This window comes from Mesorhizobium amorphae (assembly GCF_014843845.1).
Taxonomy (GTDB): Bacteria; Pseudomonadota; Alphaproteobacteria; order Rhizobiales; family Rhizobiaceae; genus Mesorhizobium; species Mesorhizobium amorphae_A.
This window is the reverse complement of sequence record NZ_JHQS01000060.1, coordinates 1-24,960: the sequence shown is the minus strand read 5'-3', so window position 1 is coordinate 24,960 and position 24,960 is coordinate 1. Positions and strand designations below refer to the sequence as shown.

Here is a 24,960-nt window from a genome sequence, read left to right as displayed (position 1 = left end):
GCCGGCGTCCGGTGGATGCGTGGTCGAGATTTGGCCTCGACGCCGAAGGTCGAGGGTAACTACCCTGACGTCTCATGACAATGACGCAGACAGCACCAGCCCGGCCTTCGATGCCCTGATCAACGCCAACACCTACACCTTGGCCAGTACAGGCTTTTTGCGTTGGAAAGCTACGCAGGCGCGATCAGTGAGCGGATCATTATATGCAAGTGGGATTTGAACGCACGATTGCTTGGATCTCGACGTTTGAGTCTTGCGCTCGCTCAGCATTGGCTCGGACGATGTCGAGGACAGCTTGCTTCACAAAGGCAATGTCGCCGGATGGCACGTTCAGGGCGAAGCCATGAGCATGGCAGGCGGCCAGAAACTGCTCTCTACCCCCCAGTCGAGTTATAAGATCCACTACCTCAAAGACTTTCTCTGGGGTCATGAGAGGGGGATTTTCGGGAACGGCGCTTATTTCTAAGTCGTCGTAATTGACTGCCATTTCGGCTCCTCCTTTTCTATTCCCGTCTGCGATCGAATGCTTGCTGGAAGCGGACGTTATTCAGCTCATCTTCGACCCTCTGCTCTGCGATCGTGAGAGCTCGTTTGTCGGGCCCTGTTGGCATAACAAATGTGATGGCCACCTTGTGCACCTCGGATCGATCATTAGACACGGACCCTGACACTTTCGAGATCTCAAATGAGTCGCCGAGCGGATTCAGCGTAAGCGACGGCCCGACGGAACTCTTCGCACTCGTCGTAAATGTCAAAGTTATGGTGTAGGGAGTCTTGGATGTGTCAAGATTGCCCGACTGATTCATGCTCAGGAACGTCTGGGCATACGTGCGCAGACCGAGCACCCCGGTGATTGGATAAATGTAATTTTTCGTGCGAGGGGGCGCCCGCTCGCAATACTCGTCGTCCGGAACAAGTGTTACCAGTCGACCAAAGCTATCTAGGACGCGGAAATTCTCGACGCCATTCCGCTGCAATGTAGCAGACGCTATTAGCCCTATTCCGAATGCCCCCCGCGTCAACGCTCCAATGAAATCGGCCGAACCTTGCGCAGCGTTAGTTTCGGTAACATCCAAATTGAACTCGTACCCTATTAGAACGTTTTGATATCTCTCGCTCGCAAACTCGGCGACAGCCTAACCAATCGCGTTTCCCGCATGGGGACAGACCGAGACAAAGCCGCGTCGAATTACTACACGCGCGCTGCCGATCCTCGGCGATGCGCAACTGCTCAACGCCTACGGTGGCGCGTGGCTGCCGCGGAGGATCGTCGACGTCCGGGCATTCGACAGATGGCGACGACCTCGTCTTCGAGCACGAGGTCGAACAGCGTTTCGGCCTCAATTATGCGGCCGCGCTTGCCGAAGTGGTGGTCGAGGCCGACCGCCTCGGACAGGACATCGGCGCGCTCGACGTGCTCGAACGCTACCAGCAGTGGCGGCGCTTCGACACCGTGCAGATGGGCATCACCACCGATGTGCTGAACCGGCTGTTTTCGAACGACATCGGTCCGCTGCGCACCGTCCGCGACATCGGCCTCGGCCTCGTCGAACGCATGCCCAAGCTGAAGGATTTCTTCATCCGCCAGGCATCGGGGCTTTCAGGCGACACGCCGCGGCTCTTAAAAGGAGAGGCGATCTAGCAGCCAAAGAAGGTAGTAAAAAGCCACGACGCGATCAACAACCTGCCGGCCCTGGATTTGCGCAACCAATCTCCAAACAGCGTGCCTATCAGATCAGCCAATTCCGCAGCCAGGTAGGCTATTGCTTCCATTTGTACCGTGACAGTTCGGTGTGCCTAAACCTCATGTAGGCACGACTGCCTTCCGTTCAAAGATCGACCGTCGCCTGGGTCAATTCACCTCGAAGCCGAGCTTTTGCCGCAGCCGCAGAATGCGCTGGTCGGCTATCTCCAGTTTCTTCTCCCCGCCCTGGGCCGCGCGGTTCACCATCTGCAGCAGATCGTTTCGCTCGGCCACGTCTAGGCGCTCACGCAGGAACGGCGCCAGCTTGTCGATGACGATCGTGGTGTCGTCGATCTGTGCCGCCGCCCATTTGGCATAGACCACGGCCTCGTCGGTCTTCTTCTTGTCGGCGATCTCCGAGATCACCGAGCGGATGACGGCTTCGCGTTGCGGCAGCACGGGGCCATTTTCGGAGACGATGGCGGTGATCAGCGTCGCGGCGGCCACCACCGGATCGTCGATTGCCGTCAGCGGCGACAATGCCGCCTGCTTGCGCAATTTCTTGCGCCGGATGTTGCCTTGCACGCGCCCGACGACATCCGCGACCTCGCGCGCTGCGTCGTTCATGGCTTTCATCCGATACCACCAGAACGCGGCCGCTCCCAACACGCCAAGGATAGCAAGCAGGAAAGGCATGTCGAAATCCCCCAAACCCGCGGCGAGGATAAGAGAAGCATCGCCTTGCTTCAACACTTTGGAGTTGCGGCTCCGAAGAAATCCGAAGTGTCCCATTCAGGCATTTTAGATCCCGCAATCGGAGTCCGCGGTTTCAAGTCACCGCTCGCAAGAGTGGGAGCAGGATATGTTGGGGCTATGACCCCGGTACGTTATAGATCGCGCGGACTTCGATCGTGCCGAGTTCGGCAAGCGGGATGTTGCCGGCGATCTCCAGCGCCTCGTCGAGATTGTCGGCCTCGATCATGACGAAGCCGAGCAATTGCTCCTTGGTTTCGGCGAAGGGACCGTCGGTGACCAGCCGCTTGCCCTTGCGCCGCCGCACCGACTTCGACGTCTTCACCGACTGCAGCGCCTGCGCGACGATCAGCTTGCCTTGCTGGTCCAACGACCTGTCATAGGCCAGCGAATCGGCGTCGAGCTTGGCCGATCCCTCGGCGGCGAGCGCGTAGAGGTCTTTTTCCTCGCCATAGACCAGGCAGACATATTTCATTTCCGGCTCCCTTGCAGTGACGAACCATAGGATGCGGTGGTGACACTGTCTGCGGGGCCTTTGACTGCCGCCGCATAATCGAGAAGGCATGCCGCGACCGCGATGATCGCGACCGCCGCCAGCAACCGGCCGAGACCGGAAGGCGGCGGATGCAGCCAGAAATCTTCCGGTCGGTCGGCCTTGCGGCCTGGCCTCTTCCATAGGGCGAAAAACAGATTGTCCATCTTGAACCTCCATCCGGCCAGGAACTCCGTGGCCACCCGCAGGACGGTCGGGCCGGATGGAAGTCGACATTTTTGCACGCGCATTTTTTTCAGAATAATTTCTCCGCCGCCGACATTGCATGACGGCTCGCGGTGGTCTTCTCGCGCGCCGGCGCTATAGTCAGGAGGAACGCCGCCGCCCGGCCGGCGCAACCACGACAATCAGGAGGACTTCATGGACCGCACCGCAAACGCCGTCTGGCAAGGCAATCTGAAAGAGGGCAAAGGCACGCTCGACGCGCAGAGCGGGGCGCTCAAGGGCACGCCCTATTCGTTCAAGGCGCGCTTCGAAGACGAGAGCGGCAAATCCGGCACCAATCCGGAAGAGTTGATCGCCGCGGCCCATGCCGGCTGCTTCGCCATGCAGTTCTCGCATTTCCTGGCCGAGAACGGCACGCCCGCCGACCAAGTCGACGCCAAGGCGGTGGTAACGCTGGTTCCCGGTACGGGGATCACCGGTAGCGCGCTTACGGTGGTCGGCAAGGTGCCGGGCATCGATGCCGCGAAATTCCAGGAATTGGCCGAGAAGGCCAAGGCCGGCTGCCCGGTGTCGAAGGCGCTCGGCGCCATCAACGTATCGCTCGACGCCAAGCTCGGCTGAGCAGGATGACCTGAAGTGACAAACGCCGGCCTGAGGGCCGGCGTTTTGCCGACAATGGCGCCCCTGTGCGGCAACGTCTGGAATGATTGCTCGGCCTCAACCACCCAGCGCATCAAGCCGGGCGCGTAGTGCCGCGACTTCCTGCTCCAGCGTCTCCAATCTCGCTTCCAGGTCGGAAGCAGGCATGACTGACGCACTCCGTTGCGCCGATAGAGCTGCAACGTCCACAGGTCCAGAGAGGAGATGCACGTAGCGGTCCTCACGCTGGCCTGGCCCGCGCGGGATTTCCTGGACCAGCGGCGGCCGGCGGCCAATCAGCATGTCGAGTTCACCGCGCAGGTCTTCGATCGACGAAAACCGCGCCATGCGCTCGCTGCGCGCCAGGAGCTCATGCGCCGTCTGCGGTCCGCGCAGCAAGAGCAGGCCGAGCAACGCGGTCTGCGGCGTGGTCAGCGAGAAGCGCTGCGCCATCTGATGCTCATAGCGCTCCACGCGCGAGCCGAACATCTGCCGCACCAGTCCCTTCTGCTCAAGCAGCTTCAGTGCCCGGTGCACCTCTGTCTGCTCCAGCGCCATCACCGGCTCGCGCGCCGTCTTCTGGTTGGCTGCGGCATGCGCGGCATTGAGTGTCAGCGGATAGATATCCGGCGTCAGCTCCTTCTTCTCGATCAGGCAACCGAGCACGCGGGCTTCGGCGGGTGAGAGGATAGGAAGGTCGGTGTCGGTCATAGGTTTGGCTACTTGCTGATGGTTCTTGGCGCAGTGATTTTGACAGACATCAGAGCGCCGCGACAGGGCTGACCCTCTCAAAGTCGGCGGGACAGAGGGGGCGCGAAGGATCGCTGCCTGCGCGAGGAGAGGCGGAGAACCTAAACCCGTCTCTCCACCATCATCTTCTTGATCTCGGCGATCGCCTTGGCCGGGTTCAGCCCCTTGGGGCAGGTCTGGGCGCAGTTCATGATGGTGTGGCAGCGATAGAGGCGGAACGGATCCTCGAGATTGTCGAGCCGCTCGCCCTTGGCCTCGTCGCGGGAATCGATCAGCCAGCGATAGGCCTGCAGCAGCGTCGCCGGACCGAGATAGCGCTCGCCGTTCCACCAGTAGCTCGGGCACGAGGTCGAGCAGCAGGCGCACAATATGCATTCGTACAGCCCGTCGAGCTTCTCGCGATCCTCATGGCTCTGCAGCCATTCCTTGGCCGGCTCCGGCGACACCGTCTTCAGCCACGGCTCGATCGAGGCGTGCTGGGCGTAGAAATTGGTGAGGTCCGGCACCAGGTCCTTGACCACCTGCATATGCGGCAGCGGGTAGACCTTGACCGCACCGGAAATGTCGTCGCAGCCCTTGGTGCAGGCGAGCGTGTTCGAGCCGTCGATGTTCATGGCGCAGGAGCCGCAAATGCCTTCGCGGCAGGAACGGCGCAGCGTCAGCGTCGGATCGATCTTGTTCTTGATCCAGAGCAGCGCGTCGAGCACCATCGGCCCGCAATCGTCCATGTCGACGAAGTAGGTGTCGATGCGCGGATTCTCGTCATCGTCCGGCGACCAGCGGTAGATGCGGTACTCGCGCAGATTGGTGGCACCCTCCGGCTTCGGCCAGGTCTTGCCCTGCTGGATCTTCGAGTTCTTCGGGAGCGTGAGTTCGACCATTACCTGCGGTCCTTTCGGATGACGAGCTTCAGCCCGGACCAGATCTCGTTGACGGCGGCGACCTTGACGTCGACGAGGTCGCGCTTCAGCGCCTCAGCGCGAATGACGTCCTCGGTGACATCAGTCGGCACCTTAGAAGCCTTCTTCGGCCACGAGACCCACACCATGCCGTCGCGCTTGATCGCCGTTTCGACATCGCCGAGACGATCCTCGATCTCGGCGCGCTGCCGGGCGAAAGCGTGGACGGCGTCATACTTCAGGCTGCCCGAGATCACCGACCATTCGGTCAGCCGGTCAACCTGGGCGAAATTGACGGCATCGGCCAACTCGTCGAGTTCCGGCGGCAGAGCGATGAAAGCGGCGACCATCCCGTCCTTCAGGCCGAGCTTGGCCGGGAGAGGTGTGCCGGAATATCCCGCTGCCGCCAGCGCCATGGTCAGTACACCCTGGCCTTTGGCGCGATCTTGGCGAGGTTGATGCCGCCGTCTTTTTCCGCCAGCAACGGCTCGGTATGCACCGGCCGATAGGAAAGAGTCACCTTGCCGTCTTCGCTGAGCCTCGAAAGCGTATGCTTGCGCCAGGTTGCGTCGTCGCGCGCCGAAAAATCCTCGCGTGCATGCGCACCGCGGCTCTCCTTGCGCGCCTCGGCGCCGTAGACCGTGGTGATGGCGTTGGCCATCAAATTCTCCAGCTCCAGCGTCTCGACCAGATCGGAATTCCAGATCATCGAGCGGTCGTACACCTTGATGTCCTTCAGTTCGCCCCAGATCTGCGAAATGCGCTTGCAGCCGTTTTCGAGCGACTCCTGGGTGCGGAACACCGCCGCATCGTCCTGCATCGCCTTCTGCATCTTTTCGCGCAACACGGCGGTCGGCGTCGAGCCGTTGGCGTGGCGCAGCCGGTCGAAGCGGTCCATGATCTTCTCGACCGAGGCTTCGTTGGGCGCGGGGATCGCCGCCTTGCGGTCGATGACCTGGCCAGCGCGGATCGCCGCCGCGCGGCCGAACACCACGAGGTCGATCAGCGAGTTCGAGCCCAGCCGGTTGGCGCCGTGCACCGAGGCGCAGCCTGCCTCGCCGACCGCCATCAAGCCGGGCGACACCTTGTCCGGGTTATTCGCCGTCGGGTTGAGCACCTCGCCCCAATAATTGGTCGGCACGCCGCCCATATTGTAGTGCACCGTCGGCAGCACCGGGATCGGCTCCTTGGTCAGGTCGACGCCGGCGAAAATCTTGGCCGATTCCGAAATGCCGGGCAGCCGCTCATGCAGCACCGCCGGATCGAGATGGTCGAGATGCAGGAAGATATGGTCCTTGTTCTTGCCGACGCCGCGCCCCTCGCGGATCTCCAGCGTCATGCAGCGCGAGACGACGTCGCGCGAGGCAAGATCCTTGGCCGACGGCGCGTAACGCTCCATGAAGCGCTCGCCCTCGGAGTTGACGAGATAGCCGCCCTCACCGCGCGCGCCTTCGGTGATCAGGCAGCCGGCGCCGTAGATGCCGGTCGGGTGGAACTGCACGAATTCCATGTCCTGCAATGGCAGGCCGGCACGTGCGGCCATGCCGCCGCCGTCGCCGGTGCAGGTATGCGCCGACGTCGCCGAGAAATAGGCGCGGCCATAGCCGCCGGTCGCCAGCACCACCATCTTCGCTGAAAAACGATGGATGGTGCCGTCGTCGAGGTTCCATGCGACGGCGCCGGTGCAGGTGCCGTCCGGCTCCATGATCAGGTCGAGCGCGAAATACTCGATGAAGAACTGCGCGTTGTTCTTCAGCGACTGACCGTAGAGCGTGTGCAGGATGGCGTGGCCGGTGCGATCGGCGGCAGCACAGGTGCGCTGCACCGGCGGACCCTCGCCGAAATTCATCATGTGGCCGCCGAACGGCCGCTGGTAGATCTTGCCTTCTTCGGTGCGCGAGAACGGCACGCCGTAATGCTCGAGCTCGTAGACGGCAGCCGGCGCTTCGCGCACCAGATATTCCATGGCGTCGACATCGCCCAGCCAGTCGGATCCCTTGACGGTGTCGTACATGTGCCACTGCCAGGAGTCCGGGCCCATGTTGGACAGCGATGCGGCGATGCCGCCTTGCGCCGCCACCGTGTGCGAGCGGGTCGGGAACACCTTGGTGATGCAGGCGGTGCGCAGCCCCTGCTCGGCCATGCCGAGCGTGGCGCGCAGGCCGGCACCCCCGGCGCCGACGACCACCACATCGAACTTGTGGTCGACATAGGTATAGGCGGAAGCCGTGCTGGCGGCTTTTGCGTCCTTGGCCAACGTCAGCCTCCGAATGCCAGTTTGAGCAGGGCGAAGAGCGAGGCGACGCCGACTGCTATGGAAAAGAATGTGTTGAGCGCGATCAGCGCCAGCTTCATGCCCTCGCCATGCACATAATCCTCGATGATGACCTGCATGCCGAGCCGCATGTGGTAGAGCCCCGAGATCAGCACCAGCGCCAGGATCAGCGCCACGAACGGATTGGCAAGCGCTGCCCGCACCTCGGCATAGCCGGCGCCGTTGAGCGCGATCAGGAAGCCGACGAAGAACAGCGTCAGCGGGATGTTGGCGATTGCGGTCAGGCGCTGGCGCCAGAAATGCTCGGTGCCCTCGCGGGCCGAGCCAAGACCACGGACCTTGGCCAGCGGCGTGCGCATGTCGGTATTCTTGCCGCTCATGGTCAGGCTCCCCGCGCCATATAGCCGGCGATCCAGATCAGCAGCGTCAGCGCGATCGAGCCGGCCAGCGTCGCCCAGGCGATCTTCGAGGCGGTGTGCTTCTCAAGCCCGGCGCCGGTGTCCCAGACCAAATGGCGCACGCCGCCCAGCATGTGGTGCATAAGCGCCCAGGTGTAGCCGAACAGCACCAGCCGCCCCAGCCACGAACCGAAGGCCCAGTTGACGATATCGAAGGTGGCCTCGGTGCTCGCCGCAGCCATCAGCCAGAGCGCCACCAGCAACGTGCCAAAATAGAGGGCGCCGCCGGTGATGCGATGGATGATCGACATCGTCATCGTGATCGGCGGCCGGTACACGGTCAGGTGCGGCGAAAGCGGTCTGGCTCGGGTGGCTGGTGATTTGCTCATGGCTCCCCCAGTTTCGGCGTCCCGGAGCCGCGATAAATGCGGCATTTGCCGCTTTTACATATGACTTCGGACAGCCGGTTTCTAATGCTCTTTTTGCACCGCGTCAAAGCCAGAAAATCGTTTTGGAAACGTCATTTAGTCTGACAAATCGGCGGTCTTTTGCTTCAATCGATTAGGACGCCGGCGAGAAGCCGGCGCAACGTTCGCTGCAGTGCGATATACCGGTAGCACCGCATTACCGTGTGCAGGTGAGCGGCGTCTTTCCGCCCTTCATGACCAGCGCGTCGCGTCCGTCGATCACGATTGCGTCATGTGCGATGCCGAAGCGGCTGTTCTGGTTGGCGGGCGAGGCCGGCAGATCTTCGCTCGTGCCGTCGGGACCGAGCACGCGCAGCGACGTGCCGAGGTTTTCGATGGTCATCCTGCCGCCGTCGGCGCAGTTGTAGGTGGCAGTGCGCGGCTGCGGCGCCGTCAGGTCGGTGGCAGTGGGGGCGGCGGCATTTCCGGCCTTCGGCGCGCTGTTTTGCGGCACGCAGGCCGCTACGGCCAGGAGCAGCAAAACCAACGGCGCCACCCGAAATGCCCGGCGTAACGCCATATGCTGTCCTCCCGCGCGGCAAGCTAGCCACGATGCCTCGCCAGATCAAGGTCACCAGACCTTAGCCCCTGGGCCGGCGATGGTGCGGGCAAGCATGGCCGAAAGATGCTGCCAGGCCCAGGATATTAACCATGTTCATCAAGATCCTGCAGCGGAAGCCGCCGGGCTATTAACAAAGGTTAAGAAAAGGTTAATTTTCGATTCGAACAGGCCCCAGACCAAAAGGTCGAAACCTCACGGAGGACGCCATGCGTTCGAATTCGGGCAGACAGCGCCTCGCGGCGCTCACGCTGACGGCGCTGGCCGTCGGCTTTACGGCTCCGGCCTATGCCGGGCTGAGACACCATGATCGCGTCTATGCCGATTCCTTCGGCAATCTCGTCATCGACAGCGCCGCCGGCTACAAGCGCATCATCGTCGGCGAGGGCAAGCTGGCCAAGGAACTGTCCGACTACACCGGCGCCGGCCAGCCCGACGTGATCTATGAAAACGAATCGGACGATGTCTCGGGCCCCGGCTGCTACCAGCCGCCGGTCTTCTTGAAGGGCCGCTCCTATATGTACGGCCTCTCCGATGGCGAGATGCCGAACCTCAGCCCTTGCCGCTGACCTTGGGCATCGCGCGGTCTTGCCGCGCGGCCGGCCCGGCCGAGACGCGCACGCAGTCGCGGCCGCTGCCCTTGGCCTGATACAGCGCCTCGTCGGCGCGCCGCAGCAGATCGGAAAAATCCTCGCCCGCATGAAGCTCGGCGACGCCGAAGCTGGCGGTGCAGCGATGCTCGACCGGCAGGCTGTCGATCGGCAGCGCGCCGAAAGCGCTGCGCGCACCTTCGGCGAACAGCCGCGCGGCCGCGAGGTTGGCGCCCGGCAGGATGATGGCGAACTCCTCGCCGCCGATGCGGCCGGCGACGTGATGCTCGGCCGCCGCCTCGCGCAGGAAGCCGGCAAACGTCTCGATGACGCGGTCGCCGGCGGCGTGGCCGTAGCTGTCGTTGATGCTCTTGAAGTGATCGAGATCGGCGATGACCAGCGCCACCGGAACGCCCTGGCGCACCGCGTCCTTCAGCGCGATCTCGGCATGACGCTCGAAGCCGCCGCGGTTGAGCAGCCGCGACAGCGTGTCGGTCTCCGACTTCGACGTCGCTTCGGCCAGCACGTCGCGCACCAGGATCGCCAGCGCCAGCAGCGCTAGCGCGAAGCCGAACACCGTGCCGAGCGATTGCGACACCAGTGCATAGACGGTGGTCCCATAGGCTTGCGGATTGGCGCCCCAGCCGCCAAGGGCATGCGCGATGAACGGCTTCGAGGCGAACTGCACCGCACTGGCGGCCAGAACGGCCATCAGCAGGGCATCGAGCCGCCCGCGCCTTTGCCTGGACGACCAGACGATGCCGAGGGCCGCGAACTGCATGGCTGCGTAGGGAAGCTGGTAGGCCATCATGCGGGTGAGCGAATGGCGCGGCAGATCCTGCACGAACCACACCGCGACCGAAGCGACGGCCAAGAAGGCCAGCATCGGCGGCCAAGGCGGCGTCACACCGTATTTATGGGCCAACCCGCCATTGAAGGCGATGGTGGCGCCGAGGAACACGGCAAAGGCCGTGACAACCACCGGCCGGGCATTGTCGAAGGCCGGGATGCTGAATTCGATGGCGAAATAGGCCATGCCCAGCATGTAGCCGAACGCCAGCCAGCGCGCCGACACGCGGCCCACGTCGTGGATGGCGATCATCATGAAGGCCGCCGCCAGCAGGCCGGCGACGAACAGATTGATAATCAGAATGAATTCGACGCTGCCCATGGTTCTTCATACCCCGCAGGACAGCAAACCATCGACGGGCGAAAAAGACGTTAACGGGCGGCATGATGACGTAGTCGTTGGCCGAAGCGCGTTCGCCTTCAGCCGACGCTGGCGTTCTCCGGAACGAAGACGGTTTCCGCCCGCTCGTAGGACAGGCGCACGCTGTCGCGGCCGTTCTTCTTGGCCTTGTAGAGTGCCTCGTCGGCGCGCTGCATCAACGGCGCCAGCCCTTCATCGCCGGTGCGGGCGGCGACGCCGAAGCTTGCCGTCACCCTGACACCCGGCGGCAGGGTGGTGACGCCACCGGACGAATAGAGCGAACGGATCGCCTCGGCGAACAGGCGCGCCGAAGCAAGATCGCACAGCGGCAGGAGCACGGCGAACTCCTCGCCGCCGATGCGGCCGGCAGCGCCCCGCGTGCCGGTAGCGAAACTCAGCTTGGCGGCGAAATCGGCGATGACCCTGTCGCCCGCCGCATGCCCGTGCTGGTCGTTGAGCGCCTTGAAGTGATCGAGGTCGGCCAGCACCAGCGCAACCGGGAACCTGGCCGAGGCGCACTGCCGCAGAAGCAGGGCCGCCCGTTCCTCGAAGCCGCGGCGGTTGAGCAGGCCGGACAGCGGATCGGTGTAGGTCTCGGCCTTCAGCGCCTTCATCACGTCGAGCGCGGCGGCGGTAAACAGCGAGAGCGCGATCAACAGCGACAGCAGCGCCTGCGACAGCAGCGCCGTCGTCCAGTAGGACGAGGAATAAAACCCGTCATAGGTCGTGAAGGGGCCATGCACGACGACGATGGCGAGGGTGCGGCCGATGAAATTGAGCCCGGAAAGCAGCGCCAGCACGAACAGGATCATCTCCGTCGGGCCATTTCTGCGCACGGTGCGCAGTTCCGCGGCGACCAGCAGGCTGAGGCCGCCGAAACCGAAATTCATCGAGAGAATCCGCCATGTCAGGTCCGGCTGGACGAACAGGAACCAGCACAGCGCCGACAAGCCGCCGCCCGCCAGAATGCCGATCCCGACATAGGGCACGCGCCGCCCGTAACGCGCCACGATCGCCCCGGCCAGGCAGCAGGCGGCAATGGTGAAGCATATGTTGGAGAGGAGCTTGGTCGGCGCCATGCCGATCGGCAGCGTGAAATACTGCAGCAGGAAACCCGCCGGACAGAAGGCATAGCTGAGGGCCAGCACGGCCAGATAGGGACGGTGGCGCTGATGGAACCACAGCACGAGGAACGCAGCGCCGAGCGCCAGCGCTATCGTCGGGTTGAGCAGCGCAATGAGCAGACCCGTGTCCAAACGACTGTGATTTCCCCGCTTACGTCAGGGAAGACGCTAATACGGAAGCCCAAACAAGCGGTTAAGCGAAGGCCGATGCGCTCAAAAATTCGCTCGGGATCGCGGCTGCAAGCGGCGGAAAGAAAACCCCGAACCGCTTAGCGGTCCGGGGTTTTTGCATGAGGCAGTATTCGGAAATGACGCGACGGCCTATTTCCAGTCGCGAATATCGACGAAATGGCCGGCGATCGCCGCCGCCGCCGCCATCGCCGGCGACACCAGATGGGTGCGACCCTTGAAGCCCTGGCGGCCCTCGAAATTGCGGTTCGAGGTCGAGGCACAGCGCTCATGTGGCTTCAGCCGGTCGTCGTTCATCGCCAGGCACATCGAGCAGCCCGGTTCGCGCCAGTCGAAGCCGGCGGCAAGGAAGATCTTGTCCAGACCCTCGGCCTCGGCCTGTTCCTTGACCAGGCCTGAGCCCGGCACGATCATGGCGTTGACGCGCGGATTGACGGTCTTGCCCTCGACCACCTTGGCGGCGGCGCGCAGATCCTCGATGCGGCCATTGGTGCAGGACCCGATGAAGACGCGGTCGAGCGCGATGTCGGTGATCTTGGTGCCCGGCGTCAGCCCCATATAGTCGAGCGCGCGCAGCTTCGATGTGCGCTTGTTCTCATCGGTGATGTCTTCCGGGTTCGGCACGATGCCCTGCACCGAGACGACGTCCTCGGGCGAGGAGCCCCAGGAGACGATCGGCGGCAGTTTCGCCGCGTCGAGCACGATCACCTTGTCGAAATGCGCACCTTCGTCCGACTGCAGCGTCTGCCAGTAGGCGAGTGCCGCATCCCAGGCCTCGCCCTTGGGCGCGCGCGGCTTGTCCTTGACATAGGCGAAGGTCGTCTCGTCGGGCGCGATCAGGCCGGCGCGGGCACCGCCCTCGATCGACATGTTGCAGATGGTCATGCGGCCTTCCATCGACAGCGCGCGGATCGCCGCGCCGGCATATTCGATGACATAGCCGGTGCCGCCGGCCGTGCCGATCTCGCCGATGATGGCGAGGATGATATCCTTGGCGGTGACGCCTTCCGGCAGCACGCCGTCGACGCGCACCAGCATGTTCTTGGCCTTGCGCTGGATCAGCGTCTGCGTCGCCAGCACATGCTCGACCTCCGAGGTGCCGATGCCATGCGCCAAGGCACCAAAGGCACCGTGCGTCGAAGTGTGGCTGTCGCCGCAGACGATGGTCATGCCGGGCAGCGTAAAACCCTGCTCCGGGCCGATGATGTGGACGATGCCCTGGCGGATATCGTTCTCGGAATAATATTCGATGCCGAAGTCCTTGGCGTTCGTCGCCAGCGCCTCGACCTGGATGCGGCTTTCCTCGTTCTTGATGCCGAACTTGCGCTCAGGCGAGGTCGACACATTGTGGTCGACCACGGCCAGCGTCTTTTCCGGATGCCGAACCTTGCGGCCGGTCATGCGCAGGCCTTCGAAGGCCTGCGGGCTGGTTACTTCATGGACGAGGTGACGGTCGATATAGAGCAGGCAGGTGCCGTCGTCCTGGCGGTCGACGACATGGTCGTCGAAGATCTTGTCGTAGAGGGTGCGCGGTGCGCTCATGTGCGTAAATCCGTCGATATGAAAATGGGGAAGAGGTAGCGCCGGAAGCCATCCGGCCCGGCAAGCGGTCTGGTCGGTTCGGCCTAGCTAAGTCGGCTGGTCGGCGCGCCGCAGACGCGCGCGGAAAATCGCGACGGCAGGCGTTTTCTGTCCTGCAGCACGAAACCCTTGTAGGCCGGATCGCCAAAAAGCTCTTCCATGGCGCTGCTCATATCAATGTTTTGGCTTTTCGGCAATTGCGGCTGCCTTGCACGACCCTGCCTTCTCCCCCTGTGGGAGAAGGAAAGATGCGTCCCGCTCAAGCCACCTCGAACACGAACGTCTTCACCAGCGCCTCCGGATCGCCGATCGCATAGCAGCGGAACCATGGGCTTTCCTCGACCGGCCGCCATTTTTGCGCCTGCACAAGCTCATCGAACACGGCCTGGAACCCGCCGGCCTCAAAAACCTGGTCACGGACGGTGAAGATGGCGTGGCCTCCCTTTCTGGTGATGCGCACCAGTTCGTGCAGGCCGGAGGCCGGCGCATGGCCGATGGTGAACACGCCGGTGGAGAAGAAAGCGCGAAAATGCCTATCCGGCCAGGGCAAAGGGCCGCCGAGCATCGCCTTCTTCAGTTCGCTGTAGGCATTGCGGCTGCCGGCGATCTTGAGCATGTCGTCGGACAGGTCGAGCCCGGCAATGTCATGATAGCCAAGCGCCTTGAGAGATGGCCCCGACAGGCCGGTGCCGCAGCCGGCATCGAGCAACGGCCCTTCGCCTGCCGGCACATGGCGCGACACCCAGGCGGTGATCAGGAACGGCAGCAGATAGCCGAGCGAAGCGGTCTCGCTGTCATAGGTCGCGGCCCATTCGGCATAGGCCTTGGCGAGTGCTTCCGGCGTGTCTGCCGAATAGACGGAGTCCAGCGCCGCATTGGCCTTGTCGACGATCATGGGTTTCTCCGGAGTTGGTCGCATTCTGCGATCGTAGCGCCGTCTTTACTGGCCGGCTATTCCCCGTGCTGGTTTCGCAGCCGCTTCTCCAGCGCCCGCAGAGCCAGCGACAGGCCGACGGTCAGGATGAGATAGATATAGGCGACGATCGAATAGGTCTCGAAGAAGCGGAACGAGCCGGCGGCATAGACCTTGCCCATCTGGGTGATGTCGGCGACGCCGAGCACCGAGACCAGCGAGGAATCCTTGACCATGGCGACGAAGTCGTTGCCGAGCGGCGGCAGGATGGTGCGGATCGCCTGCGGGAAAACGATCAGCCGGAAGCGCTGCGTGCGCGTCAGCCCGAGCGCCTTGGCCGCCTCGATCTGGCCCTTCTCGACCGCCTGGATGCCGGCGCGGAAAACCTCTGAGATGAAGGCCGAATAGCCGATGGTCAGCGCCATGATGGCGCGCCACAAGAGCGACACGTCGCGCACCAAAAGCTCGCCGAGGAGACCGGCATTCTGCAGCGGCGCGGTCAGCGCGTTCCATGCCGCGACGAAGGCCGGCGCGCCGGCGAAGGCGATCCAGAACAGCAGCACCAGGATCGGCACGCCGCGGATGATCTCGACATAGAAGCGCGCGACCTGGCGCAGCACACGCGAGCCGGACAATCCCATCAGCGCGATGCCGAGCCCGATCGCCGAGGCCATCGCAAATGCGACCACGGTGACGAAGATTGTGATGCCGATGCCCTTGGCAACGGTGGCGAAGACCTGAGCGTAGAGGCCGCTCGTGGCGATGAAGATGGCGGCCGCAAGCGCAAGCGTCGTGGCTACGGCTAGCCACCAGGGGAACTCGGATTTTGGGATGGAAGATGGGGGCGTTGCCATCAGGCGACAGCGATCAGGGTGGCTTTCCGAAAGCCGGGCGCCAAGGCACCCCCCTCTGGCCTGCCGGCCATCTCCCCCTCAAGGGGGGAGATTGGCAGCTTCACCCTCGCCGCCCATCCTGCAACTTTGGAGATTGGCGAAGACCGAAGCGACATCCGATCTCCCCCCTTGAGGGGGAGATGCCCGGCAGGGCAGAGGGGGGTAGCCTGACGCAATGCCAGCGGGATTTTCGGCGCACAACCGTCGCGCATCAGTCGCACCAAGATGGCCTATTGCCCCATCTTGTAATCAAGAAACCACTTCTTGTTCAGCGCATCCAGCGTGCCATCCGCCTTCAGCGCGGCGATCGCCGCATTGACCGGCTTCACCAGGTCGGATCCTTTCGGGAAGATAAACCCAAAATCCTCGGTGCCGAGCGGTCCGCCGATCAGCTTCAGCTTACCTTCGGAGGCATCGACATAGCCCTTGCCGGCAGTGCCGTCGGTAAGCACCATGTCGACGTCGCCTGACTTCAGCGCCTGCACCGTGGCGCCGAACGTCTCGAACAGTTTTATCCTCGGGTTCTGCTCATTGCCGTCGAGCACGCTGTAGACGGCGGTGTAGAAGGGCGTCGTGCCGGCCTGCGCGCCGATCAAACCGTCCTTGAAGGCGCCGAAGGTCTTGGCGTCGGTGAAGCGGCTTTCGTCGCCACGCACCAGCATGAACTGTTCCGAGCGCATATAGGGGTCGGAGAAGTCGACTTTCTCCTTGCGGTCGTCCTTGATGGTGATGCCGGTCATGCCGATGTTGTACTGATTGTCGGAAACCGCCTGGATCATCGCATCCCAGGAAGTGTTCTGGTACTCGACCTTGAAGTTCAGCCGCTTGGCGATCTCATCCATCGCGTCATATTCCCAGCCGATCTGTTTTCCCGTCTTGGAATCGATGAACTGCAGCGGCGGATAGGCGTTTTCCGTCACCACAACCACCTTCTTGCCGCCGAGATCGGGCAGCGCCTGCGCCCATGCGGCGACGGGCGCGAGAAGGCAGGCCAGCAGGCCGGCCAGCAGCAGTTTCGATTTGGTCATGACACACTCCCGGAACGTGAAACGCCCCGATCCGTTTGGGGCTTGCAGGAAAATCCGGCGCCGACTTTAGCTTTCCGCAAGCGCCATGCAAGCCGATCCGCTGCACCGCTTGGCGCGATAGCGGATTCCCATGCTTTCAATCGGCGAATTCCGGAACGATCGTGTCGTGGTGAGGATCAGTCGCGATCCGCCGCATTCTCGGTAGCGTTCCGCAACCGAGCGACCAAACGGCTGACCGTCGCGTGCAGGGCTTTCAGCTCGCCAGGCTCCAGCGGCATGCTGCAGGCAAGCCCGGAGGACACCTCCTTCATCCGCCCGCGCAGCGCCTGGCCCTTGGCGGTCGGCTCGACCAGCACGCGGCGCTCGTCCGCCGCGTCGCGCCGACGCGTGACCAGACCACCTGCTTCCAGACGCTTGAGCAGCGGGGTCAGCGTCGCGGAATCCAGGCCCAGCGCCGCGCCAAGCGCGCCCACCGTGCTCGGCGCGTGCTCCCACAGCGCCAGCATGGCCAGATATTGCGGATAGGTGAGCCCGAGCGGATCGAGCAACGGCCGATAAAGCTTCGTCATCAGCCCGCTCGCCGAATAGAGCGCGAAACAGAGCTGCTGGTCGAGCCGCGGAACGGGAAAAGTCCCGGCGGCTGTCGCCGGGACGTCGCTGGCACTCCCTATGATCTTTGTCGTCATGCTGCCTTTGCCGGGAGCGTCACTGCCGAAAGCGCCACCTCGACATTGCCCTTGATGGCATTGGAATAGGGGCAGATCTGGTGCGCCGCCGATACAAGCGCTTCGGCGGCCGCCTGATCAAGGCCTTTCGTCTCCGCCGACAGCGAAACGCCCAGCGCGAAACCGCCCTGGCCATTGGGGTGCAGGCTGACATTGGCCGTCACCGCAGCATCCTCGAGCGGCAGCTTCTGCTTGCCGGCGATGAAGCGCATGGCGCTTTCGAAGCACGCCGCATAGCCGGCAGCAAACAGCTGCTCCGGATTGGTGGCGCCACCCTTGCCACCCAGTTCCTTCGGCAAGGCAAGGTCGACGCTGAGCAGGCCATCATTGGTCTGGACATGGCCGGCGCGGCCGCCGACGGCACGGGCTTCGGTGGAGTAGAGTGCAGGCATTTCGTTTCTCCATTTATTTTTGCACGATTATTTAGTGTACAAGATAATTCGAGTCAACCAAAGCAGGGGCAGATTTTTCGCCTTGAGCAAGCCGATCCCAGCGGGACGGGCTCTGCCTGCCCGCAAAACGAAAAAAGGCGGCCGAAGCCGCCTTTCTAAACCATGCTTTCTCGAAAAACTTATTCGGCGGTAGCCGCTTCCGCAGCCTTGGCGGCCTCGTCGGCGGCCTTGGCGGCTTCGTCGGCGGCCTTCTTCTCGGCGGCTTCCTGGGCGGCCTTCTCGGCGGCCAGCGCCTGGGCAGCGGCGACTTTCTCGGCCTCGATGCGCGCCTTCTCGGCGTTCAGCGCGTCACGCTCCTCGTCGTTCAGCTTGCGGGCGCGCACGCCGGTGTTTTCCGAAATACGGGCCGACTTGCCGCGGCGGTCACGCAGGTAATAGAGCTTGGCGCGGCGCACCTTGCCGCGCCGCACGATCTCGACGCCCTCGACCATCGGCGAATAGACCGGAAACACGCGCTCCACGCCTTCGCCGTAGGAGATCTTGCGGACGGTGAAGTTTTCCTGGAAGCCGGCGCCGGAGCGGGCGATGACGACGCCCTCATAGGCCTGGACGCGGGTGCGGGTGCCTTCGGTCACGCGGACCTGAACGCGCACGGTGTCGCCGGGCTGGAATTCGGGAAGCTTGCGCTTGGCTTCGATCTTGGCGGCCTGTTCGGCCTCGAGCTGACGGAGGATATCCATCTCTTAAAAATCCACTTCTTGTTCTTCCGACAGTCAGAGCGTCCGACACTCGCCTTGCAGTTCCATTGACCGCTCGGCTATGCCCTTTGTCGGAGACATCGGGCAGGGGCGACTACACCGTCATTGTTGACGGGCCAGAAGATCGCGCTTGGCAGATTGTTCTTCCGGTTCGGGCGGGCACATACAGCTATTTCGACGCTTTGTCACGCCTTGGCCCTGTCTTTTTTGCGCGCATGCCATTACGCAATTGTCCCGGCCGGGGTTGCACGCTCCCGTCAAGCTTCCTAATCCGGGGCAAGCAACCAGTCTTCGGCGGCGCCCTGATGTCTGTTTTCGACGTGATCCTGCTGTTTCTGGCGGGTTTTTTGTCAGGCGCCGCCAACGCGGTCGCCGGCGGCGGCACGTTCATCACCTTCGGTGCCATGACGCTGGTCGGCCTGCCGCCGATCGTCGCCAATGCCACCTCTTCGGTGACGCAGTTTCCCGGCTACGTCACCTCGACGCTCGCCTACGCCGCTGACATCAGACATTTCTGGCGCCAGGCATTGCTGCTCTGCCTGATCTCGGCCTTCGGTGCGCTGGCCGGCGCGCTCATCCTTTTGGCGCTCGACAATCCATCCTTCCGGGCAATGGTGCCGTGGCTGCTCTTGGCCGCAACTGCTCTCTTCGCTGCCGGGCCATGGCTGAAGCCGTCGCCGAAGCCGGACCATGAAGCGTCTGTGGGCTCGCTCGTCGGCTCGCTGGCGCAATTCCTGACCTCCATCTATGGCGGCTTCTTCGGCGCCGGCATGGGCGTGATGATGCTGGCGACGCTTGGCATTACCCAGTCAGGCGACTATCACAAGCTGAACGCACTGAAGAACATGCTGGCCATGGTCATCGCCGCGGTTGCGATCGTCGTCTTCGTCTCCGGCGGCGTCGTCGCCTGGCCGCAGGCGATCGTCATGATCCCGGGCGGCGCGCTCGGTGGCTATGCCGGCGTCTGGATTGCCAAGCGCGTGCCGCAAAATGTCGTGCGCGGCTTCGTCGTCGCCGTCGGCCTCTTTCTCGCCTTCTATTACTTCGCCAAGGGGTGAACCCGACCATTGCCGGAAGCTTTGTCGGCATCGGTCTGGTTCGCCACCATGGAATTCGCCAGCTCCCCCACCCGCCGCAGTGCGTGCCGGTGGGCATCGTCCCAGCGTCCGCCCAGCCCCAGCCGGATGCAGTGGCCGAAATGGTTTGTGGCGCTGAACATCTTTCCAGGCGCAATCACGATGTTCTCCGCCAGGCAGACCCGGAACAGCTCAAGCGAGTCGATGCTGTGCGGCAGTTCCACCCAGAGAATAAACCCGCCCTGCGGATCGGTGACGCGCGTTCCCGCTGGAAAATACCGCGCTATCAATCCGCGCGCCTCGTCGACCCGCGTCGCGACCGTCGCGCGCAATTGACGGTATCCGGCCTCGATGCCCGGCTGCGTCAAGAGGTCGGCCATCGCACGCTCCAGCACCGCCGTCTGGCTGCCGCTGGTCGATTCCTTCAGGCGCACGAGCTTGGCACCCCAGCGCCCGGCCTCCACCCAGCCAAGCCGAAGGCCTGGCGCGATCGTCTTGGAGAACGACCCGCACATCATGACGTGCCCGGTCGCATCGAATGCGCGCACCGCGCGGCGCTGTTCGTCCAGCTCGGCGAAATCGTTGTAGAGGACATCCTCGACCAGCGGGATGCCGCGGTCGGCAACCATCCGCGCCAAATGCTGCCGGTCGGCCAGGGGAATACTTGATCCGATCGGATTGGAAAGCGTGGGCACTGCGAGCACGGCCTTGATCGGTTGAGTGTCGAAGGCGAATTGCAGCGCATCGAGCGAGAAGCCGGTGCGTGGATGGGTCGGGATCTCGAGCGCGCGCAGGTGCAGGTTCTCGAGGATCTCCAGGAAGGCAAACAAGGTCGGCGATTCCAGCGCAACGATGTCGCCCGGTTTCGTCACCGCCCGCAGGCACAGCGTGATCGATTCCAGGCAGCTGTTGGTCACGACGATGTCCTGTGGGTCGAGCTGGCAGCCCATGCGTAGCGCATGGCGTGCAATGGCGCGCCGCAGGCTCTCGTCGCCATAGCCGGTCGTGTAGTTGCACAGTGTCGCCCGGTGGCGTTGCACGGCGCGGCTGACGGCACGGCGGACACGCTCCTCGGCAAACAGGTCCGCACTCGGACAGGCAGCGCCGAAGGAGATGTAGGCGGGATCGTGCGCGAGATGCATCACTCGCGCCGCGAGCGAACTGACGTCCACCGCCATGGAATCTGCCGGCGGATTCGATGTCTCCGGTTCGGGCAGGCTCGGCGACCGTGTCGCGACGAAATAGCCCGAGCGCGGTCGCGCTTCGATCAGGTGCGCATCCTCCAGCATGCGATAGGCCTGCAGCACGGTGCCGATCGACACGGCGCGGTTGCGCGCCAGTTCGCGCACGGAGGGAATGCGTTCGCCCCGCATCAGCGTACCCGCCCGGATCGGCGTCGCGATCGAATGCGCGAGCTGCAGGTAAAGGACCTCTGCGGATTGATCGTCTTGCATGTGCAATGCCTACCGCAAAATCGACTGAGCCGACTGACACAGATTGCAGGCACTTCGCCTGGTACAGATGCCCGATAATCCTCACTGTACCATATCAGATGCCCGCTGGCTGTGACTGTGCGTGCTGACGCTGGCGATCTACCGTTCAGCTCATGACCGATGTCGGCACCGAGCCTGGTGGTCGAAATGGACCACGCAAAACAGCCAGCCGACACCAACGCATTCACACGGAGGACTGAGCCATGTTTCCGATCGATATCTGGTTGGCCTACACAATCGCGAGCGTCCTGATCGTGCTCGCGCCCGGACCCGACATCGTGCTCTCGATTGCGCGCGGCCTGAGCCAGGGCCGCCTCGCGGCGACGGTGTCGGGAATGGGGGCCGGCACCGGCATCCTGATCCACTCGCTTGCCGCCACCTTCGGGCTGGCGCTGCTGATCCAGACCTCGGCCGCTGCGTTCCTGGCGCTAAAACTCGCCGGAGCTGCATATCTTGTCTGGCTGGGGGCGAAGGCGCTGTTCTCGCGAAATCTCGTCAGTTTCGCGCCGACGGCGCGGCGGCCTCTTCACGCGATCTACCTGGCGGGGCTGATGTCGAACGTCCTCAATCCGAAGATCGGACTGTTCGTGCTTGCCTTCATCCCGCAGTTCGTCAGCGCCGACCGCGGCTCGGTCAACACGCAGATGCTGACCTACGGCGCCTGGCTTGCCATCATCGCCGCCATCGGCCTTTCGCTCATCGGCGGCTTTGCTTCGGTTTTGAGCCGATGGCTGCACAGCCGTCCGCGCGCGGTTGCCGGGATCAATATCGGCGCAGGCATCACATTCGTCATGACCGGCCTGTCCGCCGCCGCGATGAAACACGGCTGAGCTTCATTGACATGCAGGTATTTACCTGCGTATTGGCCTCACAACGGAGTGAGGGCGATGGACGCCGACAAGGTTTTCAAAGCGCTGGGCGACCCGACACGCAGAAAGCTGCTTGACCTTCTGTGCGAGCAGAACGGGCAGACGCTCGGCCAGCTGTGCGAAAACCTGGAGATGGCAAGGCAGTCCGCCACTCAGCACATCGACCTGCTGGAGGCGGCCAATCTGGTGAGCACGGTCCGGCGTGGCCGGGAAAAGCTGCACTTCATCAACCCCGTGCCGCTGCACGACATCTACGAGCGGTGGGTGCGAAAATTCGAACGGCAGCGGCTCAGCCTGCTGCACGACCTGAAGCAAGAACTCGAAGGAGAGGACCGATGACCAGAGAGACGACCAGTTTTGTCTACGTGACCTATATCCGCTCTACGCCGCAAAAAGTGTTCGAGGCCATAACCAGGCCCGATATCGCCAGGCGCTACTGGGGCCACGAGAACGTCTCCGACTGGAAGGCGGGATCGAAATGGGAACATATCCGCGCCAATGACGAGCGCACCGTCGAACTCGTCGGCAAGGTCGTCGAAATCTCGCCGCCGACCCGTCTCGTGATGACCTGGGCGAACGCCTCGCAGGCCGACGATCCGTCGCAATACAGCCGGGTGACGTTCGGCATCGAGGAATACGACACCATGGTGCGGCTGACCGTCACCCATGACGAGCTCGAAGCCGGCAGCGGCATGGCGAAAGGCATCAGCCAGGGCTGGCCGGCGGTGCTGTCCAGCATGAAATCCTTCCTCGAAACCGGGAGCGGAATCGACCTTTTCGCCAAGCCGAAATCGGCCTGAAACGCTAGAGCGATTCCAGGAAAAGTGCGTAGCGGTTTTCCGTCGGAATTGCGTGAAAACAAAGAGTTAGCGGGAGAACGACGATGAGCAAGGTCTATGGCGGCGGATGTGCGTGCGGCGCAATCCGTTACGAAACGAGCAGCGAACCCATCTTCGAGAACCACTGCCAATGCCATGATTGCCAGAAACGCAGTGGCACTGGCCACGGATCCTATCTGACCTTCGGCCGGCGCGCCGATATGGCAATCACCGGCGAAGCGAAAACCTGGCGGTTGGCGGGCGACAGCGGCAACGAAAAGGTGCATGCCTTCTGCCCGACCTGCGGAACGCCGGTCTATCTGACATTCGCCGCCATGCCGGACCTGATCGCGGTCCACGCGACCAGCCTTGACGACCCAGGCCAATTCAATCCGCGGGTTGTGACATACAGCATTCGCGGCCGTGCCTGGGACACGATGGACCCCGTCTTGCAGAAGTTCGAGCGGATGCCCGGCTAATAGCCAACAGGGTAGCCAGGTGGTCGCCAGAGACTCTGAAGCGATCTCAGCCTTTGGTCTTGCCGTTCTGCACCAGGTCCGGCCGTCGTGTTTTTGTGAGCGCCTCGGACTCCGCACGCCGCCAGGCGGCGATCTTCTTGTGATTGCCCGAGATCAGCACCTCGGGGATCGGCCGGCCCTCGAACTCCTGCGGCCTTGTATAGTGTGGGTGTTCGAGCAGACCGTTCTCAAAACTTTCTTCCTCGCCCGACACCGCATTGCCCATGACGCCGGGCAAAAGCCGCACCACGGCGTCGAGCAGCACCAGTGCGGCCGGCTCGCCGCCGGAGAGGATGAAGTCGCCGACCGAAACCTCCTCCAGCCCGCGCGCCTCGATCAGCCGCTGGTCGACGCCTTCGAAACGGCCGCAGAGGATGACAGCGCCCGGCCCGGCGGCGAGCTCGCGCACCCGAGCCTGCGTCAACGGTTTTCCACGCGGACTCATCAGCAGGCGCGGTCGCGCATCGCCCGGCGGCGAAGCATGGTCGATCGCCTTCGCCAGCACGTCGGCGCGCATCACCATGCCAGCGCCGCCGCCGGCCGGCGTGTCGTCGACGGTGCGGTGCCGGTCGGTGGCGAAATCGCGGATCTGGATCGCGTCCAGCGACCATGTCCCGGCCTCCAGCGCCCGCCCGGCCAGCGACAGGCCGAGCGCGCCCGGAAACATCTCGGGATAGAGCGTCAGCACCGAGGCGGCAAAGCTCACCGGTTGCCCCCGGCATCCCTTGGTCCGCGCGGCCGGCCCTTCGGATCGAAACCGTCGCGGCCGGGCGCCTCGCTGTCCTCGTCGTCGACCAGGCCGGCGGCCGCCGGATCGACGCGAACAAAACCTTCGGCGATCGACACTTGCGGCACGGCGGCCTGCGTGAACGGGATCAGCACGCCCTTGCGCCCGCCTAGAGTCACGTCGAGTATGTCGCCGCCACCAAAATTGTGTACCGCCACGACCTTGCCGATCTCGGCGCCGGTGTCGTCCCTGACCGCCAGGCCGACCAGGTCGGCATGGTAGAATTCGTCCTCCTCGCCATCGTCCGGCAGCATCGAGCGGTCGACGAAGAGTTCCGTGCCGGCGAGCGCCTCGGCGGCGTTGCGGTCGCTCACGCCCTTGAACCGCACCACGACCACGGTGTTGGCCGGCCTGATGTCGATGATCTGGAAGGCGCGGCCGTCCCTGGCATAGAGCGGCCCGTAATCGGCCAGCGCAAGCGGCTCGCCGGTGAACGTCTTGACGCGCACTTCGCCCTTGATGCCGTGCGCGGCGCCGATCACGGCCATCTGGACGGGGTTCTGGGGCTTGCTCATGGCGAAAGGTCCTTTGCCTTGCTCTAGCCCTAGCCAGTTGTCATTTCAATGACGCGCTCTTCACCGCTTCCTAACCCGGCTGCCGGAAAATGGCCGTGAACTGGAAGAGCGCCATGCAGGAATTCCTCATCCCGGCAAAGCCCGACCTTCAGGCAGCGCGCGAAAGTTGGCTGAAGATGCTGGCGCGCGAACGCCGGCTGTCGCCGGAAACCGTCGAAGCCTATGAGCGCGACACGCGCCAGTTCCTGCATTTTCTGACCGGACATTGCGGCGGCCCACCCGGCATTTCGGATATCGCCGATCTGCGCCCCGCAGACCTGCGGGGCTTTCTCGCCGCCC

At 63.5% G+C, this 24,960-nt stretch carries 31 protein-coding genes and 2 pseudogenes; 10 read left to right on the top strand and 23 right to left on the bottom strand.

The features are described from left to right. Nucleotides 1-199: 199 nt before the first annotated feature. Nucleotides 200-487, bottom strand: a complete 288-nt coding sequence (locus DH08_RS25195; protein ID WP_192181861.1) for a hypothetical protein — start codon at nucleotides 485-487, stop codon at nucleotides 200-202. A gap of 670 nt (nucleotides 488-1,157) precedes the next feature. Between DH08_RS25195 and DH08_RS37510 the strand changes: the two are divergent. Both DH08_RS37510 and DH08_RS25190 read left to right on the top strand, forming a co-directional pair. Then, a pseudogene (locus DH08_RS37510) lies at nucleotides 1,158-1,299 on the top strand (DUF1073 domain-containing protein); the annotation flags it as partial. Beyond that, nucleotides 1,292-1,642, top strand: a pseudogene (locus tag DH08_RS25190) (2-octaprenyl-6-methoxyphenyl hydroxylase); the annotation flags it as partial. The pseudogenes DH08_RS37510 and DH08_RS25190, both read left to right, overlap by 8 nt. Nucleotides 1,643-1,852: 210 nt before the next feature. Here the strand turns inward: DH08_RS25190 and DH08_RS25185 are convergent. The 3 genes from DH08_RS25185 to DH08_RS36620 all read right to left on the bottom strand — a co-directional run bounded on the left by DH08_RS25185 (nucleotide 1,853) and on the right by DH08_RS36620 (nucleotide 3,337). Beyond that, on the bottom strand, nucleotides 1,853-2,380 hold the full coding sequence (locus DH08_RS25185; RefSeq protein ID WP_192181860.1) for a hypothetical protein: 528 nt from the start codon (nucleotides 2,378-2,380) through the stop codon (nucleotides 1,853-1,855). Between the two features lie 175 nt (nucleotides 2,381-2,555). After that, complete coding sequence (locus DH08_RS25180) at nucleotides 2,556-2,912, bottom strand: YciI family protein (RefSeq protein WP_192181859.1); 357 nt, start codon at nucleotides 2,910-2,912, stop codon at nucleotides 2,556-2,558. Further along, complete coding sequence (locus DH08_RS36620) at nucleotides 2,909-3,337, bottom strand: hypothetical protein (RefSeq protein ID WP_246801000.1); 429 nt, start codon at nucleotides 3,335-3,337, stop codon at nucleotides 2,909-2,911. Before DH08_RS36620 ends, DH08_RS25180 begins: the two co-directional genes overlap by 4 nt. Before the next feature lie 13 nt (nucleotides 3,338-3,350). Here DH08_RS36620 and DH08_RS25170 point away from each other — a divergent pair, with 13 nt between their 5' ends. Then, nucleotides 3,351-3,776: an OsmC family protein gene (locus DH08_RS25170; RefSeq protein WP_192181858.1), complete on the top strand. Its 426-nt coding sequence runs from the start codon at nucleotides 3,351-3,353 to the stop codon at nucleotides 3,774-3,776. A gap of 96 nt (nucleotides 3,777-3,872) precedes the next feature. Here DH08_RS25170 and DH08_RS25165 read toward each other — a convergent pair whose 3' ends face one another. From DH08_RS25165 to DH08_RS25135, 7 genes are all read right to left on the bottom strand, one after another. Then, entirely contained in the window at nucleotides 3,873-4,505 is a 633-nt protein-coding gene (locus DH08_RS25165; RefSeq protein WP_192181857.1) for a YceH family protein, read from the bottom strand. A 140-nt stretch (nucleotides 4,506-4,645) separates the two neighbouring features. Further along, nucleotides 4,646-5,425: a succinate dehydrogenase iron-sulfur subunit gene (locus DH08_RS25160; protein ID WP_120014443.1), complete on the bottom strand. Its 780-nt coding sequence runs from the start codon at nucleotides 5,423-5,425 to the stop codon at nucleotides 4,646-4,648. Continuing rightward, the gene (locus DH08_RS25155; RefSeq protein ID WP_192181856.1) at nucleotides 5,425-5,859 is read right to left on the bottom strand and encodes a DUF3052 family protein; all 435 of its coding nucleotides are present in this window, start codon (nucleotides 5,857-5,859) and stop codon (nucleotides 5,425-5,427) included. Before DH08_RS25155 ends, DH08_RS25160 begins: the two co-directional genes overlap by 1 nt. 2 nt (nucleotides 5,860-5,861) lie before the next feature. Next, complete coding sequence (sdhA, locus tag DH08_RS25150) at nucleotides 5,862-7,700, bottom strand: succinate dehydrogenase flavoprotein subunit (protein WP_192181855.1); 1,839 nt, start codon at nucleotides 7,698-7,700, stop codon at nucleotides 5,862-5,864. 2 nt (nucleotides 7,701-7,702) lie between these two features. Continuing rightward, complete coding sequence (sdhD, locus tag DH08_RS25145) at nucleotides 7,703-8,098, bottom strand: succinate dehydrogenase, hydrophobic membrane anchor protein (protein WP_006202213.1); 396 nt, start codon at nucleotides 8,096-8,098, stop codon at nucleotides 7,703-7,705. A 2-nt stretch (nucleotides 8,099-8,100) separates the two neighbouring features. After that, a complete protein-coding gene (gene sdhC / locus DH08_RS25140; RefSeq protein WP_192181854.1) occupies nucleotides 8,101-8,505 on the bottom strand; it encodes a succinate dehydrogenase, cytochrome b556 subunit in 405 nt (134 codons plus the stop codon). Between the two features lie 235 nt (nucleotides 8,506-8,740). Then, a complete protein-coding gene (locus DH08_RS25135; protein WP_192181853.1) occupies nucleotides 8,741-9,103 on the bottom strand; it encodes a hypothetical protein in 363 nt (120 codons plus the stop codon). Between the two features lie 248 nt (nucleotides 9,104-9,351). Between DH08_RS25135 and DH08_RS25130 the strand changes: the two genes are divergently transcribed. Continuing rightward, a complete protein-coding gene (locus DH08_RS25130; protein ID WP_192181852.1) occupies nucleotides 9,352-9,711 on the top strand; it encodes a hypothetical protein in 360 nt (119 codons plus the stop codon). Here DH08_RS25130 and DH08_RS25125 read toward each other — a convergent pair. The 9 genes from DH08_RS25125 to rplS all read right to left on the bottom strand — a co-directional run bounded on the left by DH08_RS25125 (nucleotide 9,695) and on the right by rplS (nucleotide 18,527). Further along, complete coding sequence (locus DH08_RS25125; protein WP_192181851.1) at nucleotides 9,695-10,903, bottom strand: GGDEF domain-containing protein; 1,209 nt, start codon at nucleotides 10,901-10,903, stop codon at nucleotides 9,695-9,697. The genes DH08_RS25130 and DH08_RS25125 overlap by 17 nt on opposite strands. Before the next feature lie 98 nt (nucleotides 10,904-11,001). Beyond that, nucleotides 11,002-12,198, bottom strand: a complete 1,197-nt coding sequence (locus DH08_RS25120; RefSeq protein ID WP_192181850.1) for a GGDEF domain-containing protein — start codon at nucleotides 12,196-12,198, stop codon at nucleotides 11,002-11,004. Between the two features lie 189 nt (nucleotides 12,199-12,387). Further along, nucleotides 12,388-13,797, bottom strand: a complete 1,410-nt coding sequence (gene leuC / locus DH08_RS25115; RefSeq protein ID WP_192181849.1) for a 3-isopropylmalate dehydratase large subunit — start codon at nucleotides 13,795-13,797, stop codon at nucleotides 12,388-12,390. A 298-nt stretch (nucleotides 13,798-14,095) separates the two neighbouring features. Beyond that, nucleotides 14,096-14,731 (bottom strand): class I SAM-dependent DNA methyltransferase, encoded by a 636-nt coding sequence (locus tag DH08_RS25110; protein ID WP_192181848.1) that lies wholly within the window; start codon nucleotides 14,729-14,731, stop codon nucleotides 14,096-14,098. A 56-nt stretch (nucleotides 14,732-14,787) separates the two neighbouring features. After that, nucleotides 14,788-15,603, bottom strand: a complete 816-nt coding sequence (locus DH08_RS25105; protein WP_192181847.1) for an amino acid ABC transporter permease — start codon at nucleotides 15,601-15,603, stop codon at nucleotides 14,788-14,790. 269 nt (nucleotides 15,604-15,872) lie between these two features. Then, nucleotides 15,873-16,670 carry a transporter substrate-binding domain-containing protein gene (locus DH08_RS25100; protein WP_192181846.1) on the bottom strand — a complete coding sequence of 266 codons (798 nt, stop codon included), beginning with the start codon at nucleotides 16,668-16,670 and terminating at the stop codon, nucleotides 15,873-15,875. 176 nt (nucleotides 16,671-16,846) lie between these two features. After that, on the bottom strand, nucleotides 16,847-17,356 hold the full coding sequence (locus DH08_RS25095; protein WP_192181845.1) for a MarR family winged helix-turn-helix transcriptional regulator: 510 nt from the start codon (nucleotides 17,354-17,356) through the stop codon (nucleotides 16,847-16,849). Beyond that, nucleotides 17,353-17,787: an organic hydroperoxide resistance protein gene (locus DH08_RS25090; RefSeq protein ID WP_192181844.1), complete on the bottom strand. Its 435-nt coding sequence runs from the start codon at nucleotides 17,785-17,787 to the stop codon at nucleotides 17,353-17,355. The genes DH08_RS25095 and DH08_RS25090 overlap by 4 nt, the downstream gene beginning before the upstream one ends. A 179-nt stretch (nucleotides 17,788-17,966) precedes the next feature. Continuing rightward, nucleotides 17,967-18,527 (bottom strand): 50S ribosomal protein L19, encoded by a 561-nt coding sequence (gene rplS, locus DH08_RS25085; RefSeq protein WP_006202641.1) that lies wholly within the window; start codon nucleotides 18,525-18,527, stop codon nucleotides 17,967-17,969. A 323-nt stretch (nucleotides 18,528-18,850) separates the two neighbouring features. On the opposite strand from rplS, the gene DH08_RS25080 reads away from it, so the two are divergent. Beyond that, nucleotides 18,851-19,603, top strand: a complete 753-nt coding sequence (locus tag DH08_RS25080; RefSeq protein ID WP_192181843.1) for a sulfite exporter TauE/SafE family protein — start codon at nucleotides 18,851-18,853, stop codon at nucleotides 19,601-19,603. Here DH08_RS25080 and DH08_RS25075 read toward each other — a convergent pair. After that, nucleotides 19,585-21,075, bottom strand: a complete 1,491-nt coding sequence (locus DH08_RS25075) for an aminotransferase-like domain-containing protein (protein WP_192181842.1) — start codon at nucleotides 21,073-21,075, stop codon at nucleotides 19,585-19,587. The genes DH08_RS25080 and DH08_RS25075 overlap by 19 nt on opposite strands. 242 nt (nucleotides 21,076-21,317) lie before the next feature. On the opposite strand from DH08_RS25075, the gene DH08_RS25070 reads away from it, so the two are divergent. From DH08_RS25070 to DH08_RS25055, 4 genes are all read left to right on the top strand, one after another. After that, on the top strand, nucleotides 21,318-21,944 hold the full coding sequence (locus tag DH08_RS25070; protein ID WP_192181841.1) for a LysE family translocator: 627 nt from the start codon (nucleotides 21,318-21,320) through the stop codon (nucleotides 21,942-21,944). Nucleotides 21,945-22,001: 57 nt separating this feature from the next. Beyond that, nucleotides 22,002-22,322 carry an ArsR/SmtB family transcription factor gene (locus DH08_RS25065; RefSeq protein WP_192181840.1) on the top strand — a complete coding sequence of 107 codons (321 nt, stop codon included), beginning with the start codon at nucleotides 22,002-22,004 and terminating at the stop codon, nucleotides 22,320-22,322. After that, nucleotides 22,319-22,783: an SRPBCC family protein gene (locus DH08_RS25060; RefSeq protein ID WP_192181839.1), complete on the top strand. Its 465-nt coding sequence runs from the start codon at nucleotides 22,319-22,321 to the stop codon at nucleotides 22,781-22,783. Before DH08_RS25065 ends, DH08_RS25060 begins: the two co-directional genes overlap by 4 nt. Before the next feature lie 83 nt (nucleotides 22,784-22,866). Continuing rightward, nucleotides 22,867-23,280 (top strand): GFA family protein, encoded by a 414-nt coding sequence (locus tag DH08_RS25055; protein WP_192181838.1) that lies wholly within the window; start codon nucleotides 22,867-22,869, stop codon nucleotides 23,278-23,280. Nucleotides 23,281-23,326: 46 nt separating this feature from the next. Here DH08_RS25055 and trmD read toward each other — a convergent pair whose 3' ends face one another. Together trmD and rimM are read right to left on the bottom strand one after the other, a co-directional pair. Beyond that, a complete protein-coding gene (gene trmD, locus DH08_RS25050; protein WP_192181837.1) occupies nucleotides 23,327-24,025 on the bottom strand; it encodes a tRNA (guanosine(37)-N1)-methyltransferase TrmD in 699 nt (232 codons plus the stop codon). Further along, nucleotides 24,022-24,621 carry a ribosome maturation factor RimM gene (gene rimM, locus DH08_RS25045; protein ID WP_006202647.1) on the bottom strand — a complete coding sequence of 200 codons (600 nt, stop codon included), beginning with the start codon at nucleotides 24,619-24,621 and terminating at the stop codon, nucleotides 24,022-24,024. Before rimM ends, trmD begins: the two co-directional genes overlap by 4 nt. Nucleotides 24,622-24,734: 113 nt before the next feature. Here rimM and DH08_RS25040 point away from each other — a divergent pair. Then, nucleotides 24,735-24,960, top strand: a 226-nt coding sequence (locus DH08_RS25040) for a site-specific integrase (protein ID WP_192182077.1), incomplete at its 3' end; no start/stop codon positions are given.